The sequence below is a fragment of the Pseudomonas sp. MONT-RG-20F-20-E-7-02 genome (assembly GCF_022662395.1).
Classification (GTDB): Bacteria; Pseudomonadota; Gammaproteobacteria; order Pseudomonadales; family Pseudomonadaceae; genus Aquipseudomonas.
In genome coordinates, this window is record NZ_JAKNQN010000010.1 from 1 (window position 1) to 15,997 (window position 15,997).

Here is a 15,997-nt window from a genome sequence, read left to right on the forward strand (position 1 = left end):
CGAGATGAAGGAAGAAGCGACCCAGATGATTCTGCAAGGGACGCAGCTGGAGATTGAATATGCGCGCGATACCATGCCGCGCGGCGTGTTGGGCATGAATGCGGCGATGATGGAGGATTACCTCAAGTTCATCGCGAACCGTCGTCTGTCGCAGATCGGCTTGAAAGAAGAGTATCCGGGGACCACCAACCCGTTCCCGTGGATGAGCGAGATTATGGACTTGAAGAAAGAGAAAAACTTCTTCGAGACCCGCGTCATCGAGTACCAGACCGGCGGCGCGCTGAGCTGGGATTAACCGCTGGCCCCATGGACCGTGCGATAACGGTCCATGGGGTGACACTCAGTTCGACACCTGCTGCAAAAAGATCAACTGCAAAGGCTCGCTGAGCAGATCATCCGCCGTGGCGGCGAACCGCTGAAAGTAAGGTGTCGCAAAATGCGCATCGAGTGCCGCTTGGTCCCTGAACGCTTCGCGCATGTAAAACGTGCCGGGTTCGTCGCGTCGTTCGAACAATACGTAATCGAGGTTACCGGGCTCCGCCCGTGTCGGTTCGATCAGGCTCAACAGGCCCGCTTTAAGGGCCTGTTGCTGGCCGGGCTTGGCCTTGAGTACGGCAAGAGATACTAAAGAATTATGCATGGCGGTCACTCCGGTGGGTGAAGGTGTCGGTTGCCAGCGGCTGCATCCTGTGATCATCAGCACGCACAGCCACAGGGTCAGCGGTTTCATACGAAGCCCTCGAGAACGATCTTGCCCCGGGCCTTGCCGCTTTCGACCAGGGCATGGGCGCGGCGCATGTTGGCGGCGTTGATCACGCCAAAATGCGCGCCCATGGTGGTGTGCAAAATGCCTTGATCGATCAGTTGGGCAATGCGATTGAGCAGGTGATGCTGGTTGATCATGTCCGGGGTTTCGAACAGGGAGCGCGTGAACATCAGCTCCCAGTGCAAGGATAAGGACTTGAGCTTGAGCGGCATCACATCCAGGCTGCGCGGGTCATCGATCACCCCCAGGCGACCCTGCGGGCGCAGCACTTCGATCAATTGCGCCAAGTGCGCGTCGGTATGCGTAAGGCTGGCCACATGACTGACTTCGCCTATTCCCAGCGCCTGCAACTGCGCCAGCAGCGGTTGATGATGGTCAATCACGTGGTCGGCGCCCATGCGCTTGACCCATTCGAAGGTCTCCGGGCGCGAGGCCGTGCCAATCACGGTCATCCCAGTGAGCTCACGTGCCAGTTGCACCAGCATCGAGCCCACACCACCGGCGGCGCCCACCACCAGCAGTACCTCGCCGTCGCCGCCGTCTTCGCTCACGCCCAGGCGGTCGAACAGCAATTCCCAGGCCGTGATCGAGGTGAGCGGCAACGCAGCCGCATCAGCGGCGCTCAGCGACCGCGGGCGGTGCCCGACAATACGCTCGTCCACCACATGCAGTTCGCTGTAGCTGCCGGCACGGGTCAGGGAACCGGCGTAGTAGACCTTGTCGCCCGGCTTGAACAAGGTGACGTCGACGCCGACTTCACGCACCGTGCCGGCGGCGTCCCAGCCGAGTGTTTTCGGCTCTTTGCCGAACGAGCCGGAACGCACTTTGGTGTCCACCGGGTTGACGGCAACGGCCTCCACCGCCACCAGCAAATCCCGAGGGCCGGGCTTGGGCGCGGGGATGTCCACGTCTTGCAGCGCACGCGGGTCGTCAATGGGCAGGCCGTGCTCGGTAAAAATAATGGCTTTCATGGCAACTCATGGGTGATGGGGTTGCGTGCATCTTTACCGTTCCCACTGCAAAGAAAAATCGACACAATGCAGCAACACTTTCACTGCTGGAGTGAAAATGATCCGCATCGATGATCTTGAATTATTCCTGCGCAGTGCCGCCCTGGGCAGCTTTACCGCGGCGGCGCTGGAAGCCGACCTGCTCCCGGGGCAAGTGGCGGCAGCCATCAAGCGCCTGGAGCGCGAGTTGCAGGTGCGCCTGTTTACCCGCACAACGCGCAGCCTGCGCCTGAGCGCAGAGGGCGAGCAGTACTTGCCCACCGCCCAGGCGGTACTCGAACACCTGGAACAAGGCCGCCAGAAGCTGCGGGGTGACGATGCACCCTTATGCGGCACCCTGCAGATCGCCGCACCTTCAGACCTGGGGCGCAATGTCCTGCTCCCCTGGCTCACCGAGTTTCGGCGCCTGCACCCTGGGCTGACCCTGCGCCTTTTCATCTCCGATCAGTTAAGCAACCTGTTCCGCGACCCGGTGGACGTCGCTATCCGATATGGCCTCAACGAGGATGCCAACTACATCGCCCTGCCCCTGGCCCCGCGTAACCGCCGCGTGCTGGTGGCGTCTGCCGACTATGTGGCCCGACACGGCGCGCCCGTCGTCCCGGACGACCTGGCGCATCACGCGTGCTTGCTGTACCTGCAAAACGGCCGGGTCCATGACCGCTGGCAACTGGGCACGCAAACAGTCAAAGTCGCTGGGCCACTGTTCAGCGATGACGCCGATGTGGTTCGGCGCTGGGCGCTGGACGGCGAAGGCATCGCTTATAAATGCTGGCTCGACGTCAGCACGGATGTGCAGGCCGAGCGCCTGGTCGTGCTGATGCCCGATCACCCTGGCGACGTGTACCCCTTAAGTTTTGCCTGCCCCCATCGCGGGCAGATGTCACGCGCCGTCACTCAGTTGTATCAGTGGCTGAGCCAGCGGTTCAACGCATTAACCCCCCCTGTCATGGATTAGAAAAGCCGTCGTTATTTATGCCCAATCAAACCATCAAAACGCCTTGCGTCGGCCTGTGCTCCACCGTTTACGGTGACCTGGTCTGCCGGGGCTGCAAGCGTTATCACCATGAAGTGATTCAGTGGAACGGCTACAACGCTGACGAGAAACAGGCCGTGTGGCTGCGCCTGGAGCAGTTGCTGGTGCAGGTGATGGCCAGCAAGCTGGAAGTGTTCGACCCACAACGCCTGCGCCAGCAGTTGGAAGACCGCAAGATTCGCTTTATGCCGCACCAGTCGCCGTATTGCTGGGCGTACCAGTTGATTGCTCGGGGTGCGCGGGTGATTTCCAGGCTGGATGCGTATGGCTTGGCGTTGTTGCCGGAATTTCGTGAGCGCAGCCTTGCGGATTTGCGTGATGCGATTGATCGGGAGTTTTTCCTGTTGTCCGAGGCGCACTACGAGCGCTACATCGCGCCGGGGTTTCTGAAAGAGGCCTTTGGGCCTGCCCTGATTGCCACTCTCTAACAGACACCCCAAAACAGTGTGGGAGCCAGCTCCCACAGGTGATCTCTGTTGTTCAGGAGATCCAGGACGCGTGCCTTTCCGTCTGCAAGCCATACCGTTCAATCGCCTGCTGACACACCTCGGGCTCCAGATTCCCCTGCTCCACCAACGCCGTCAGCGCCGCCAGCACCAGGTGGTGCCTGTCCACCTCAAAGAAATCACGCAACGCCGCCCGTGTATCACTGCGCCCAAACCCGTCGGTGCCGAGCACCGTGTAGCGGGAGTCCAGATACGACGCGATCATTTGCGGCACCGCCCGCACATAGTCGGACACGGCAATCACCGGCGCGCCTTTGGGCAAGCAGGCATTCACATGGCTGACGCGCTTTGCGCCCTGCGGGTGCAGGCGATTCCAGCGCTCCACCTGCCGTGCATCCCGCGCCAACTCGCTGAAACTGGTGACGCTGAACACCTCGCTCGCCACGTGCCAATCCTCAGCCAGTAACTGTGCCGCCGCCTCGGCTTCGCGCAGCAGCGTGCCAGAACCCAGCAGGCGCACCTTGGCGTCAGCCGCGCCCTGCAGGCGGTACATGCCTTTGATGATCGCGGCTTCCACGCCTTGCGGCAGGCTTGGCTGCGGGTAGTTTTCGTTCATGAGGGTCACGTAGTAGAACTCGTCCACGTCGTGTTCGAGCATCTGGCGCATGCCGTGGTCGAGGATCACCGCGAACTCGCCGGCAAACGCCGGGTCGTAGGCGCGGCAATTGGGCACGGTGGCGGCGCTGAGGTGGCTGCTGCCATCCTGGTGCTGCAAGCCTTCGCCGCCCAGGGTAGTGCGCCCGGCCGTGGCACCGAGCAGGAAGCCACGGGCGCGTTGGTCGGCGGCGGCCCAGATCAGGTCACCGACGCGCTGAAAGCCGAACATCGAGTAATAGATGTAGAACGGCAACATACGCAGGCCATGCACCGAGTAGCTGGTCGCCGACGCCACCCAGGAACTGATGGCGCTGGCTTCGCTGATGCCCTCTTCGAGAATCTGCCCGTCGGTGGCTTCGCGGTAGCTGAGGATCGAACCGATGTCTTCCGGCTCGTAACGCTGGCCGACGCTGGAATAGATGCCGATCTGCTTGAACAGGTTGGCCATGCCGAAGGTACGCGCTTCATCCGCCACGATCGGCACAATGCGCGGGCCGAGAGTCTTGTCCTTGAGCAGGTTGGTGAGCATGCGCACGAAGGCCATGGTGGTCGACATTTCCTTGCCGTCGGCCGCCATGGCGAAACCGGCGTAGCCCGTCACTGGCGGCACAGCGACTGGCGCCGCGGCCTGGCTGCGGCTCGGTACATAGCCGCCGAGCGCGTTGCGGCGTTGGTGCAGGTAGCGCAGTTCAAGGCTGTCATCGGCGGGTTTGAAGAAGCTCAGCGATTCGGTCTGTTCGTCCGACAGCGGCAGCTGGAAGCGATTGCGGAAGGCGATCAGCGCGTCGCGATCCAGCTTCTTCTGCTGATGGGTGGTCATCTTGCCCTGCCCGGCTTCGCCCATGCCGAAACCCTTTTTGGTCTGGGCCAGGATCACCGTCGGCTGGCCTTTGACTCGGCGTGCGGCGTGGTAGGCGGCGTGGATCTTGACCATGTCATGGCCGCCGCGCTTGAGGCGGTCGATCTGTTCGTCACTCATGCCCTCGACCAGTTTGGCGAGTGACGCGCTTTGACCGAAGAAATGTTCGCGGTTATAGGCGCCGTCCTTGGCGGCAAAGGTCTGGAATTGCCCGTCGACGGTCTGCGACAGGGTGTTCACCAGCGCGCCGTCAGCGTCTTTGGCGAGCAACCCATCCCAATCCGAGCCCCACACCAGTTTGATCACATTCCAGCCGGCGCCGGCGAACAACGCCTCAAGTTCGTCGATGATCCGCCCATTGCCGCGCACCGGGCCGTCGAGGCGTTGCAGGTTGCAGTTGACCACCCAGGTCAGGTTGTCCAGGCCTTCGCGGGCGGCCAGGGTCAGGGCCGACATGCTTTCCGGCTCGTCCATTTCGCCGTCGCCGAAGACGCCCCAGACATGGCGGTCGGTGGTATCGAGCAAGCCGCGATGCTGCAGGTAGCGCATGAAGCGCGCCTGGAATATCGAACTGATCGGGCCGATGCCCATGGAGCCGGTGGGGAACTGCCAGAAGTCCGGCATCAGCCACGGGTGCGGGTAGCTGGAGAGCCCCCGGGCGCCGGTTTTTGGCCCGCCGATTTCCTGGCGGTAGTGCGCCAGGTCGTTTTCAGTCAGGCGGCCTTCCAGATAGGCGCGCGCATAAATACCCGGCGCGGAATGCGGCTGGTAGAACACCAGGTCACCGCCAAAGCCATCGTTGCGGGCGCGGAAAAAGTGGTTGAAGCCCACTTCGAACAAATCCGCCGCACTGGCGTAGCTGGCGATATGGCCACCCAACTCGCCATACGCCTGATTGGCGCGCACCACCATGGCCAAGGCATTCCAGCGCACCAGCGAGGCCAGGCGTTCTTCGGTGGCGAGGTCGCCGGGAAAGGCCGGCTGCTGCTCGACGCTGATGCTGTTGATGTAAGGCGTGCCGTGGCGCGGTTTCCAGTCGATGTGCGCGGCGCTGCCTTCGCGGGCCAGCAGGTCGAGGATCTGCCGTGCGCGTTCGGGGCCGGCGTTGGCCACCAGCGAGGCCAGGGCGTCGCGCCACTCGTCCTGCTCTACCTGATCCAAGGCGGTGTGATTGACTGCACTCGCGAAACCGTTCATGGGCACCTCCGGGCTTTTTTTCCAGTTTATGTCGGGGCTTGAGGATTTTTTGCCTGTTATCCGGCGCAGACGCGTCGATTTTGAGCATGAATCACTGCCAATTGGCTTTTTCCCAGCACGTTGTGCTCAAGCCACACGAAATGTTGCAACTGTGTTTAAAATGCCGCCCGCTTAATGACCGACGCTGACCGATGACCCCAGACGTACTCGCCACCCTGCACGCCCACCTGCTCACCGCCCTGGCCAACCCGCCCACCGAGACCCGGCGCCTGTTCCACGGCCGTGGCCGCTGCTGGCCGGGCCTGGAGCAACTGACGGTGGACTGGTTGCAAGGTGTGATGCTGGTGTCGCTGTTCAAAGAGCCCGACGCCGAGCAGTTGGAGGCGTTGAAACATATGCTCAGGCAGCAGTTCGGCGTTTATACCGTCGCCCTGCAACACCGCTACCTGCCGCAAAGCACCACCGAATGGCTGGTCGGTGAAGCCGTGGACGAGTTGACCATCACCGAGGGCGGCCTGCGTTACCTGATCGACCTGGGCAAAAAACAGAACAGCGGGCTGTTCCTCGACATGCGCTACGGCCGCAACTGGGTGCGCGAGCAGGCCAAGGGCCAGCGGGTGCTGAACTTGTTTGCCTACACCTGCGGCTTTTCGGTCGCCGCCATCGAAGGCGGCGCCGGCCACGTCGTGAACCTCGACATGGCCCGTGGCGCCCTCAGCCGTGGCCGCGACAACCACCGCTTGAATGGCCATGACCTCGGCAAGGTCACCTTCCTCGGCCACGACCTGTTCAAGTCGTGGGCCAAGGTCACTCACAGCGGCCCTTATGACTTGGTGATCATCGACCCGCCATCCTTCCAGAAAGGCAGTTTCCTGCTGACCAAAGACTACCAGCGCGTGCTACGCCGCCTGCCGGATTTGCTGACGCCACAAGGCACCGTGCTGGCGTGCATGAACGACCCGGCGTTCGGTGAAGACTTCCTGATCGACGGCGTCACCCGCGAAGCACCGGGCCTACGCTTTGTGGAACGGCTGCAAAACCCGCCTGAATTCCCGGATATCGACCCGCAAAGTGGCCTGAAGGCGCTGGTGTTCCGTCAGGGTTGATGCTGAAACGTCCTACGCTTGCTACGCTAAGTCATACACCGGGGCGGTGAACCTTATCCTCCCCTTCCCGGTCGATACCTGCATTCCCTGGCCAGACTCGACGGCGTTACGTCGTCGGCTGCCCTGTTTCACCTTTTGGAGAACCGCCCGTGATATCGACCCTGCATGTAGCCAGACTCAAAGCCTGGGGCGCCCACGGCTTTACCGCCACCGGTGTGGTATTGGCCTTCCTGGCCACCCTGGCCCTGCTGGAAAACTCTCCCAAGGCATGCCTGCTGTGGCTGGGCCTGGCGCTGGTGGTCGATGGCGTAGACGGTTCGCTGGCGCGACGGGTGAATGTCAGCACGGTATTGCCAAGTTTCGACGGCTCGGTGCTGGACCTGGTGATTGATTACCTGACCTATGTGTTTATTCCGGCGCTGTTTATCTACCGCTATATCGACCTGCCGGACTTTACCCACCTGTTCACCGTCTCGGTGATTCTGGTGTCGTCGCTGTTCTGCTTCTGCAATGTGAACATGAAGAGCAAGGACAACTACTTTGTCGGCTTCCCCGCCGCCTGGAACGTGGTTGCCCTGTGCGTGTACATCATCCAGCCGGAAGCCTGGGTCACCTTGCTGACTGTGATCGGCCTGGCGCTGCTGACCGTGACGCCGATGAAGTTTTTGCACCCGTTTCGGGTCAAGCGGTTTATGCCGATCAACATCGCCGTGACCACGATCTGGTTGCTGTGCAGCTTTTTGATGGTGGTGGATTATCCGAATACCAACCCGTGGACGTTCGGGTTGTGGTCGCTGATGTCGGCTTACTTCCTGGGGATTTGTGTGTGGCGCACGGCCTTGGAGTGGTTGGGCACCCATAAATAGGTGGGAGCCGGCTTGCCTGCGATGGCGCCGGGTCAGTGACAGCCGTTGGGCCTGCCCTACCGCTATCGCAGCCTACTATTTTTTACGGGTTGAGTACTGCGGTTGGCGCGGGGCCGCTGGGTACATATCCGTTATTTCGATCACGGCTGCTATGGGTTCCGCCCTTACGGCGGCTCACTTTTGAACAGCGCAAAAGTAAGCAAAACGCTCTTGCCCCACCACTCGGCACCTCGCCTAGGCTCGGTGTGCCCTCACTCCGGCTCGAATCCGTGGGCCGCCGCGATGGGCCATCCCTGGCCCAGCGCGGCTAACCCGGCGTCCTGCCGGGTTACCCACGGATTCAAGCCTGCGTTCGGCCAGCGTGGTTTAACGGGGCGCCTAAGATCAAAATCAAAAGCAAGATCAAAAGCAGAGCACGGCGGCCTAATAGCCGACCTGAGTGGTTGGATCAAAAGCACAGCCGACCTAACTTTTGAAGCTGAACTCAATCAAATGTGGGAGCTGGCTTGCCTGCGATGCAGACACCTCGGTGTGTCAGGTACACCGAGTTGATGCCATCGCAGGCAAGCCAGCTCCCACACTTGGATCGCAGTACATCAGGAAGATGTGCTTTTGCCCTGCTTTTGCTTCAACCACTCAGGTCGGCTACTAGGCCGCCGTGCTCTTGCTCTTGCTCTTGCTCTTGCTCTTGCTTTTGATCTTGATCTTGATCTTGATCTGGGATCGCCCCGTCAACCACGCTGGCCGAACGCAGGCTTTGGAGCGGGGGTAAACCGGCAGGACGCCGGTTTAGCCGCGCTGGGCCAGGGATGGCCCATCGCGGCGGCCCCCGCTCCAAAGCCGGAGTGAGGGCACACCGAGCCTAGGCGAGGTGCCGAGTGGTGGGGCGAGGACCTTTTGCTTACTTTTGGGTCCTTCCAAAAGTGAGCCGCTGTAAAAGCGGAACCCTAAGTGGCCGTTACCGCAGGAATGGATATGTACTAGGTCTGATCAACCCAGCTCCCACATTTGGATCTGTGTACATCCGGCAGGTAAGATGCAGGCCTTTGGCGCAGCCCCTTCGCTGCGCCCTGCCAAGAATAAGCCCTGCCCATGCCCTTCGAACTCAGCGTTGACCTGACCACCCTCGCCATTCTCGCCGTCGTTGCATTTATCGCCGGCTTCATCGACGCCATCGCCGGCGGCGGCGGCCTGCTCACCACGCCGGCCCTGCTCACCGCCGGCATGCCGCCGCACCTGGTACTGGGCACCAACAAACTCAGCTCCACCTTCGGCTCCGCCACTGCCAGCTTCACCTTCTACCGACGCAAGCTGTTCCACCCGCGCCAATGGGTGCACGCCATCGTCGGCACCCTGATCGGCGCCCTCGCTGGCGCGGTGGTCGCCCACTACCTGCCCGCCGAAACCCTGAACAAAATGCTCCCGGTGATCGTCTTCGGCTGCGGTGTGTACCTGCTGTTCGGCGGCACGCCCAAGGCGCCGCTGGATGCCGACGCGCCGATCAAGAAAAAATGGCAATCCACTCAGGGCTTCGGCCTGGGCTTCTACGATGGCGTGGCCGGCCCCGGCACCGGCGCGTTCTGGACCGTGAGCACGATGCTGCTGCACCCCATCGACCTGGTCAAAGCCAGCGGCGTGGCGCGCAGCATGAACTTCGTCAGCAACGCGGCGGCGCTGTCAGTGTTTATCTTCAACGGCTCGGTGGATTGGATTGTCGGCATGGCGATGGGCTTCTCGGTGATGTGTGGCGCGTTCTTTGGCGCACGCAGCGCGATCAGCGGCGGCGCCAAATTCATTCGCCCGGTGTTTATCACCGTGGTCCTCGGCCTGACGGTGCGACTAGCCTGGCAACACTGGTTCAGCGTGGCCTAAACGGCGCGCCAGGTAGAGGTCGATCAGGTAACGCGCAATCGAACGTGACGCCGGCAACGGCGGCAGGTCGTGGATGTTGAACCACTGCGCGTCTTCGATCTCATCGGCCTGGGGCACGATCTCGCCACCGGCGTACTCGGCATGGAAGCCCAGCATCATCGAATGCGGGAACGGCCAGCACTGGCTGCCCATGTACTGGATGTTCTTGACCTCCACCTGCACTTCTTCGCGCACTTCACGGATCAGGCAGTCTTCAGCCGACTCGCCCGGCTCGGCAAACCCGGCCAGGGTGCTGTAGACGCCCGTGACGAAACGCGGCGAGCGTGCCAGCAGAATCTCGTCGCCGCGCGTCACCAGCACAATCATGCTCGGCGAAATGCGTGGGTAGCTGCGCAGGTCGCAGGCCTGGCAGAACATCGCACGCTCGCGCGGCACCTGGACCATGGCCTGGCCGCAACTGCCACAAAAGCGGTGCTCGCGCGCCCAGGTGCCGATTTGCGCGGCGTAGCCCAGCACTTTGTAAAGCGTGTGGTCGCCTTGCAGCATGAAACCGCGCAGGCCCTGCCAACTGCAGCCGGGCACTTCACTGGCGGCGTTGAGCTCCAGCAAGTACACCGGCTCGCCGTCGAGGTGACCGATGCCGTGTTCGGCGAACACTGAAAGGTCCTGGCGCTTGAGCCATTCACGCGGGAACAGCGGGCCGTTGGTGTCATGCAAAAAGCCTTCGCGGCTGCGGGCGACGGCCCAGCCGCCGGGGGCGTCGTTGTCCAGCAGCGTTGTGGTAATCCAGCCTGGGGTCATGTCAGTCAATCCACGAATTCGGGTTTCTGCTTACTCATATGGGCCGCGATGGCCACGCGCAAGTCGTTGGATTGCAACATAGCCGAGTTCCAGGTGGCAACGTATTCCAAACCATCATTGACCGAATGGTCACGCATGTAGCTGATCATGGCCTTGGTGCCAGTCACGGCAATCGGCGACTTGGCGGCGATCTGCCGGGCGATTTCCATCACCCCGGCCAGCAGGCTTTCGTAATCCGCGTACACGCGATTCACCAGGCCGATGCTGCGCGCTTCCTCGGCGCCAAATTGGCGGCCGGTGTAGGCCAACTCACGCAGCATACCGTCACCGACGATGCGCGGCAGGCGCTGCAAGGTGCCGACGTCGGCGGCCATGCCAATGTCGATTTCCTTGATCGAAAATTGCGCGTCTTCAGCGGCGTAGCGCATATCACAGGCACTGATCAGGTCGATAGCGCCGCCGATGCAGTAGCCGTGGATCGCCGCCAGCACGGGCTTGCGGCAGTTGTCGACGGCATTGAACGAGGCTTGCAACTCAAGGATCTTGCGGCGCAGCAGGCGTGCGTTACGGCCCACGTCCTTGCCGAAGTCATTGGCCACCGAGGCGAGCATCATCAGGTCGATACCGGAAGAAAAATGCTTGCCGGCGCCGCTGAGCACCACGGCGCGCACGGCGTCGGTGTCTTCGACCCATTGGAAGATGTCGATGATTTCGGTCCAGAACGCCGCGTTCATCGCGTTGATCTTTTCCGGGCGGTTGATCTGCACATGGGCAACGTTGCCGGTGAGTTCGACGACGAAAGCGTGGTATTCGGACATGGCAGTGATCCCTGACTGGCGAGTGATAAGGCCCGAACTATAACAAGGGAGCGCGACGGCGCATCGGCCAAAAACGGGACTGGCAACGTAATGGAATGTTGTGGGCGTGCGGTTCATGCACCCGCGTTACATTTCATCCCGGAAGCGCGCGTTATCGGCTATACAATCAGGGCCCTTGCCTGGAGCCGTGTATGCCGTCCACGTTTCGTTCATCGTTGATTCTGGCCCTGGTGGTCGTGCTGACCGGTATCGGCGCCGGCCTGGGCGGCATGCTTCTGGCGCTGCTGCTGCACGGCATCCAGCACCTGGCTTATGGCTACAGCCTCGACAGCCTGGTCAGCCATGAAACCTTTTTATGGGGCGTGACGGCCGCCGCGCCGGAGCGCCGGTTTATCGTCCTGGTGATGTGCGGCCTGGTCGCCGGCGTGGGTTGGTGGACGATCTATCGCTATGGCCGCCCACTGGTGAGTATCAAGCAGGCGGTCTCGGAAACCATGCCAAGCATGCCGCCCAAAACCACCCTCGCCCACGCCCTGTTGCAGATCATCACCGTAGCCCTCGGCTCGCCGCTGGGACGCGAAGTGGCGCCGCGTGAAGTCGGCGCGGTGGTGGCAAGCTGGTTATCCCAGCGCGCACGACTGGAACCCCGGATGCACCGATTGATCGTGGCCTGCGGCGCGGGCGCCGGGCTCGCGGCGGTGTACAACGTGCCGCTGGGCGGCGCGGTGTTTGTGCTGGAAGTGCTGGTAGCGGCGTTCAGCTGGCCGGCGGCGGTGATTGCGCTGGCAACCTCGGCGATTGGTGCGGCGGTGGCGTGGATCGGCCTGGGCGCAGAGTCGCAATATGTAGTGCCGCACTTTGTGCTGAGCCCGGCGCTGATCGCCTGGGCGGTGGTGTGCGGGCCGGTGTTTGGCCTGGCCGCCTACGGTTTTACCCGCTTTACCGGCGCCGCCAGGGCGAATGCCGCGCGTGGCTGGCGCCTGCCGGTGTTGGCGCTGCTCAACTTCACGATCATCGGCGGGCTGGCGATGCTGCTGCCGCCAATCCTCGGCAATGGCAAAGGCCCGGCGCAATTGGGCTTCGACAATGAGCTGACGATCACCCTGGCCGCCATTCTACTGGTGGTCAAGGTGCTGATCACCGCCAGCAGCCTGCGCGCCGGGGCCGAAGGCGGCCTGCTGACGCCGGGGCTGGCGAATGGTGCCTTATTGGCAATCATCCTCGGCGGCGCCTGGAGCCTGGTGTGGCCCGGTGTGCCGTTGGGCGCTTTTGCAATCATCGGCGCGGCGGCGTTCCTGGCGGCGAGCATGAGCATGCCGCTGACCGCGATTGTGCTGGTGGCGGAATTTACTCGCATCGATCACGACTTTCTGGTGCCGATCATCCTCGCGGTGGTGGGTTCGATGTGCGTGAGCAAGCTGTGCGCGCGCTGGGAAAACGCTGGAAAAAAGCCCGCCTAAGCGCCATCCTTTGCGCTTTAAGCCGCCCCACTCGCGGCGCTCGACGCTCAAAGGAAATGCCATGCACGCCCAACCTCTCAACGCCGCCGATTTCGAATTCATCGAAGACACCCTGCTCAAATACGGCGACGATCATTCGGTGCTGAACCTGGCCGAACTCGACGGCTACTTCACCGCGCTGGTTTCAAGCCCGGCGCAAGTGGACGTCGCGCAGTGGTTCCCGGCCATCTGGGGTGGGCAGAACCCGGACTGGGAAAGCGTGGATGAGGCCCAGCGGTTCCTGGAACTGTGCGTGCGCCATATGAATACCCTCGCCGCGCAACTGGCGACCGATGCCCAGGCATTCAAAGCTCGTTTTGATGACACCGAGCATCAGGGCCACACCGTGACGCTGGCTGAGGAATGGTGCTTTGGCTACATCCGTGGCGCCGCGATTGGCAATTGGCCTGAACTGCCCGTCGAGCAGGCCGCACTGCTGGAGAAAATTTCCTGGTGTGCCGAGCAGGACAACTTCGAGTTGCCGGCGGACCTGGATGTAGACGCCCATCAAAAGCGAGTCAGCGCAATCGAACCGGCTGCGCGGGCGCTGCATGATTATTGGTTGAGCAAACGCTGATCACTGTCCGCCAGCGGATTACGCGGCAATACACGCCGCACAACGATCCCTGCTCGACAAGCGTGGCGTGTTTGGCTGATTATTCGGGTCCCGTCGCGCCACTGCGCACCACCTCGCCTTGATCAGGAGCCTTGCACCTTGAGTTCGCAGAAAACCGTGACCGTTACACCGCCCAATTTCGCCCTGAACGGCAAGGTCGCGCCCCCCGGCTCCAAATCCATTACCAACCGCGCCCTGTTGCTGGCGGCCCTGGCCAAGGGCACCAGCCGCTTGAGCGGCGCGCTGAAAAGCGATGACACCCGCCACATGTCGGTGGCCCTGCGCCAGATGGGCGTGAGCATCGATGAGCCGGACGACACCACCTTCGTCGTCACCGGCTCCGGCAAGCTGCAATTGCCGGCGCAGCCGCTGTTCCTCGGCAACGCCGGCACCGCGATGCGCTTTCTCACGGCCGCCGTGGCGACGGTGCAAGGCACCGTGGTGCTGACCGGCGACGACTACATGCAAAAACGCCCGATTGGCCCGCTGCTGGCCACCCTTGGCCAAAATGGCATTCGCGTCGACAGCCCCACTGGCTGCCCGCCGGTGACCGTGCACGGCGTCGGCAAGGTGCAGGCCAAGCGCTTTGAAATCGATGGCGGTTTGTCCAGCCAGTACGTGTCGGCCTTGCTGATGCTTGCGGCCTGCGGCGAAGCTCCGATTGACGTGGCATTGACCGGCAAGGACATCGGCGCGCGGGGTTATGTGGACCTGACCCTGGACTGCATGCGGGCCTTTGGCGCGCAGGTCGACGTCGTCGACGACACCACCTGGCGCGTGGCCCCGACCGGCTACACCGCCCACGACTACCTCATTGAACCCGATGCTTCCGCTGCGACCTATTTGTGGGCCGCAGAAGTGTTGACCGGTGGGCGCATCGACATTGGCGTGGCGGCACAGGATTTCACCCAGCCGGACGCCAAGGCCCAGGCCGTGATCGCCCAGTTCCCGAACATGCAGGCCTCCGTTGTCGGTTCGCAAATGCAGGACGCGATCCCGACCCTGGCGGTACTCGCGGCGTTCAACAACACCCCGGTGCGCTTCACCGAATTGGCCAACCTGCGCGTAAAGGAATGCGACCGTGTGCAGGCGCTGCACGACGGCCTGAATGAAATCCGTCCGGGTTTGGCCAGCATTGAAGGTGACGACCTGCTGGTGGCCAGCGATCCAGCCTTGGCCGGTACATCGTGCAACGCGCTGATCGACACCCACGCCGACCACCGCATCGCCATGTGCTTTGCCCTCGCCGGGCTGAAAGTCTCGGGTATCCGCATTCAAGACCCCGATTGCGTGGCCAAGACCTACCCTGAGTACTGGAAGGCCCTGGGCAGTCTTGGGGTCGCACTGAGCTACTAAAGCAGCATCGCCATTGGGGAGGGCTTGCCTATGAACATTCGCCAACCCTGCCCACCCGGCGCCTGTGTCTGTGAACGCGAACAGCTGCTGCAGGCGCCCGGCGCCGATCTGCGCATTCTGAACCTGACACGCCAGGAAGAGAAAAAGCTGATCGAGCGCCTCGAAGACCTCAAGAGCCTGCAAGACCTGGAGCGCATGCAACAGCTGATGTACCAGCAATTGGGCATCCGCGTGCATGTCGCGCCGGGTTACACCGAGGTCAAGAGCATGCGCGGCATACAGATTGTTATCGATGACCTGCCCGGCCTGTGCCGCAAGACCCGGCAATCGATTCCGGCAGCCATTCGGCGCGGCATGGAAAAACGCCCGGAAATTGCCTACCGCTTGCTCGATGCCCACGATTTGTTTCGCGAAGGTTGAATTACCCGGCGACTGTCTCGCGCTGAAACAGGCCCTGCCCCAAGGCGTTTGCCGTGTGCAAATGTGCCTGGGCAGCGCCGCTTTCCGAGTCCAGCAACAGTTCGGAGGTCAGCACGTTGGCCCCGCAGTAATCAAACATCCCGTAGTCAATTTGCGTGCGCATCGCTTTGGCATAGCCGTGGCGGTCAAACGCACTTTCGTCCGCTGCGCCCAAGGCGAGCAGGTGTACCTGCAAGTGCCGCAGTTTTTTCACCACCGGTTGGTCGGGGCCGTAATCGATGGCCCAGCCGTTGACGAACACACGATCAACCCAACCTTTGAGCAAGGCCGGCAGCGACCACCAGTAGATTGGGAAGGCAATGACCAGGGCGTCGGCGCGATCGATGCGCGCTTGCTCGGCGAGGATCTCGGCAGGCGGCGCGGCGCGGCTACGGTGGACGCGGTGGTCGGCGGCGGTGTAGCGCGGGTCGAAACCTTCAGCGGCCAGGTCGGCGATTTCGAAGGTGTGGCCGGCCTCGGTCAGCCCCGCCGCCACTTGCGTGGCCAAGCTATGGGTGAGGGATTGTGGGTCGTGATGAGCAACAACGATGAGTGCGTGCATGACAATGACTCCCTTTCGGTTTAGTCTGGGCCCAAGCTACTTTTGGTAGGCTACTATTGGTAAGTTACTAT

General features: G+C 62.2%; 16 protein-coding genes. 10 read left to right on the forward strand and 6 right to left on the reverse strand.

Annotated elements, in window-relative coordinates:
• Positions 1 to 295 (forward strand): ribonucleotide-diphosphate reductase subunit beta (locus L8I05_RS24600; protein WP_178083548.1); only part of this gene is annotated, 295 nt, incomplete at its 5' end.
• 45 nt (positions 296 to 340) lie between these two features.
• On the opposite strand, the gene L8I05_RS24605 is transcribed toward L8I05_RS24600, so the two are convergent.
• Complete coding sequence (locus L8I05_RS24605; RefSeq protein WP_242171959.1) at positions 341 to 640, reverse strand: putative quinol monooxygenase; 300 nt, start codon at positions 638 to 640, stop codon at positions 341 to 343.
• A gap of 86 nt (positions 641 to 726) precedes the next feature.
• On the reverse strand, positions 727 to 1,737 hold the full coding sequence (locus L8I05_RS24610) for a zinc-binding alcohol dehydrogenase family protein (protein WP_242171964.1): 1,011 nt from the start codon (positions 1,735 to 1,737) through the stop codon (positions 727 to 729).
• A 97-nt stretch (positions 1,738 to 1,834) separates the two neighbouring features.
• On the opposite strand from L8I05_RS24610, the gene L8I05_RS24615 reads away from it, so the two are divergent.
• Entirely contained in the window at positions 1,835 to 2,734 is a 900-nt protein-coding gene (locus tag L8I05_RS24615) for a LysR family transcriptional regulator (RefSeq protein WP_242171967.1), read from the forward strand.
• Between the two features lie 17 nt (positions 2,735 to 2,751).
• Positions 2,752 to 3,240, forward strand: coding sequence for a DUF1289 domain-containing protein (locus tag L8I05_RS24620; RefSeq protein ID WP_242171970.1), 489 nt, complete (start codon positions 2,752 to 2,754; stop codon positions 3,238 to 3,240).
• Positions 3,241 to 3,292: 52 nt separating this feature from the next.
• Here the strand turns inward: L8I05_RS24620 and mdeB are convergent, their stop codons facing one another.
• Positions 3,293 to 5,971, reverse strand: coding sequence for an alpha-ketoglutarate dehydrogenase (gene mdeB, locus L8I05_RS24625; protein WP_242171971.1), 2,679 nt, complete (start codon positions 5,969 to 5,971; stop codon positions 3,293 to 3,295).
• Between the two features lie 191 nt (positions 5,972 to 6,162).
• On the opposite strand from mdeB, the gene L8I05_RS24630 reads away from it, so the two are divergent.
• From L8I05_RS24630 to L8I05_RS24640, 3 genes are all read left to right on the forward strand, one after another.
• The gene (locus L8I05_RS24630; RefSeq protein WP_242171974.1) at positions 6,163 to 7,077 is read left to right on the forward strand and encodes a class I SAM-dependent methyltransferase; all 915 of its coding nucleotides are present in this window, start codon (positions 6,163 to 6,165) and stop codon (positions 7,075 to 7,077) included.
• Between the two features lie 149 nt (positions 7,078 to 7,226).
• On the forward strand, positions 7,227 to 7,943 hold the full coding sequence (pcsA, locus tag L8I05_RS24635) for a phosphatidylcholine synthase (RefSeq protein WP_177015460.1): 717 nt from the start codon (positions 7,227 to 7,229) through the stop codon (positions 7,941 to 7,943).
• 1,092 nt (positions 7,944 to 9,035) lie between these two features.
• A complete protein-coding gene (locus tag L8I05_RS24640; RefSeq protein WP_242171977.1) occupies positions 9,036 to 9,815 on the forward strand; it encodes a TSUP family transporter in 780 nt (259 codons plus the stop codon).
• Here L8I05_RS24640 and nudC read toward each other — a convergent pair.
• Both nudC and L8I05_RS24650 read right to left on the reverse strand, forming a co-directional pair.
• Positions 9,783 to 10,616, reverse strand: coding sequence for an NAD(+) diphosphatase (gene nudC / locus L8I05_RS24645; RefSeq protein WP_242171980.1), 834 nt, complete (start codon positions 10,614 to 10,616; stop codon positions 9,783 to 9,785). The genes L8I05_RS24640 and nudC overlap by 33 nt on opposite strands.
• Before the next feature lie 5 nt (positions 10,617 to 10,621).
• Positions 10,622 to 11,434, reverse strand: coding sequence for a crotonase/enoyl-CoA hydratase family protein (locus L8I05_RS24650; protein ID WP_242171985.1), 813 nt, complete (start codon positions 11,432 to 11,434; stop codon positions 10,622 to 10,624).
• Positions 11,435 to 11,625: 191 nt separating this feature from the next.
• On the opposite strand from L8I05_RS24650, the gene L8I05_RS24655 reads away from it, so the two are divergent.
• The 4 genes from L8I05_RS24655 (at position 11,626) to L8I05_RS24670 (ending at position 15,325) form a co-directional block, all read left to right on the forward strand.
• Entirely contained in the window at positions 11,626 to 12,894 is a 1,269-nt protein-coding gene (locus L8I05_RS24655) for a chloride channel protein (RefSeq protein ID WP_242171986.1), read from the forward strand.
• Between the two features lie 61 nt (positions 12,895 to 12,955).
• Positions 12,956 to 13,510, forward strand: a complete 555-nt coding sequence (locus L8I05_RS24660) for a UPF0149 family protein (protein WP_242171989.1) — start codon at positions 12,956 to 12,958, stop codon at positions 13,508 to 13,510.
• Between the two features lie 138 nt (positions 13,511 to 13,648).
• Positions 13,649 to 14,905, forward strand: a complete 1,257-nt coding sequence (locus L8I05_RS24665; protein WP_242171993.1) for a 3-phosphoshikimate 1-carboxyvinyltransferase — start codon at positions 13,649 to 13,651, stop codon at positions 14,903 to 14,905.
• Positions 14,906 to 14,935: 30 nt separating this feature from the next.
• Positions 14,936 to 15,325, forward strand: coding sequence for a hypothetical protein (locus L8I05_RS24670; RefSeq protein ID WP_177018862.1), 390 nt, complete (start codon positions 14,936 to 14,938; stop codon positions 15,323 to 15,325).
• 1 nt (position 15,326) lies between these two features.
• Here the strand turns inward: L8I05_RS24670 and L8I05_RS24675 are convergent, their stop codons facing one another.
• A complete protein-coding gene (locus L8I05_RS24675) occupies positions 15,327 to 15,926 on the reverse strand; it encodes an NAD(P)H-dependent oxidoreductase (RefSeq protein WP_242171995.1) in 600 nt (199 codons plus the stop codon).
• Between the last annotated feature and the right edge of the window lie 71 nt (positions 15,927 to 15,997).

Bases quoted from the DNA above. Each gene is read 5' to 3' on its own strand.
- L8I05_RS24670 (WP_177018862.1), top strand. From the start codon at position 14,936: ATGAACATTCGCCAACCCTGCCCACCCGGCGCCTGTGTCTGTGAACGC.
- L8I05_RS24660 (WP_242171989.1), top strand. From the start codon at position 12,956: ATGCACGCCCAACCTCTCAACGCCGCCGATTTCGAATTCATCGAAGAC.
- L8I05_RS24650 (WP_242171985.1), bottom strand. From the start codon at position 11,434: ATGTCCGAATACCACGCTTTCGTCGTCGAACTCACCGGCAACGTTGCC.
- nudC (WP_242171980.1), bottom strand. From the start codon at position 10,616: ATGACCCCAGGCTGGATTACCACAACGCTGCTGGACAACGACGCCCCC.
- L8I05_RS24605 (WP_242171959.1), bottom strand. From the start codon at position 640: ATGCATAATTCTTTAGTATCTCTTGCCGTACTCAAGGCCAAGCCCGGC.
- L8I05_RS24620 (WP_242171970.1), top strand. From the start codon at position 2,752: ATGCCCAATCAAACCATCAAAACGCCTTGCGTCGGCCTGTGCTCCACC.
- L8I05_RS24610 (WP_242171964.1), bottom strand. From the start codon at position 1,737: ATGAAAGCCATTATTTTTACCGAGCACGGCCTGCCCATTGACGACCCG.
- mdeB (WP_242171971.1), bottom strand. From the start codon at position 5,971: ATGAACGGTTTCGCGAGTGCAGTCAATCACACCGCCTTGGATCAGGTA.
- L8I05_RS24640 (WP_242171977.1), top strand. From the start codon at position 9,036: ATGCCCTTCGAACTCAGCGTTGACCTGACCACCCTCGCCATTCTCGCC.
- L8I05_RS24630 (WP_242171974.1), top strand. From the start codon at position 6,163: ATGACCCCAGACGTACTCGCCACCCTGCACGCCCACCTGCTCACCGCC.
- L8I05_RS24615 (WP_242171967.1), top strand. From the start codon at position 1,835: ATGATCCGCATCGATGATCTTGAATTATTCCTGCGCAGTGCCGCCCTG.
- L8I05_RS24655 (WP_242171986.1), top strand. From the start codon at position 11,626: ATGCCGTCCACGTTTCGTTCATCGTTGATTCTGGCCCTGGTGGTCGTG.
- L8I05_RS24675 (WP_242171995.1), bottom strand. From the start codon at position 15,926: ATGCACGCACTCATCGTTGTTGCTCATCACGACCCACAATCCCTCACC.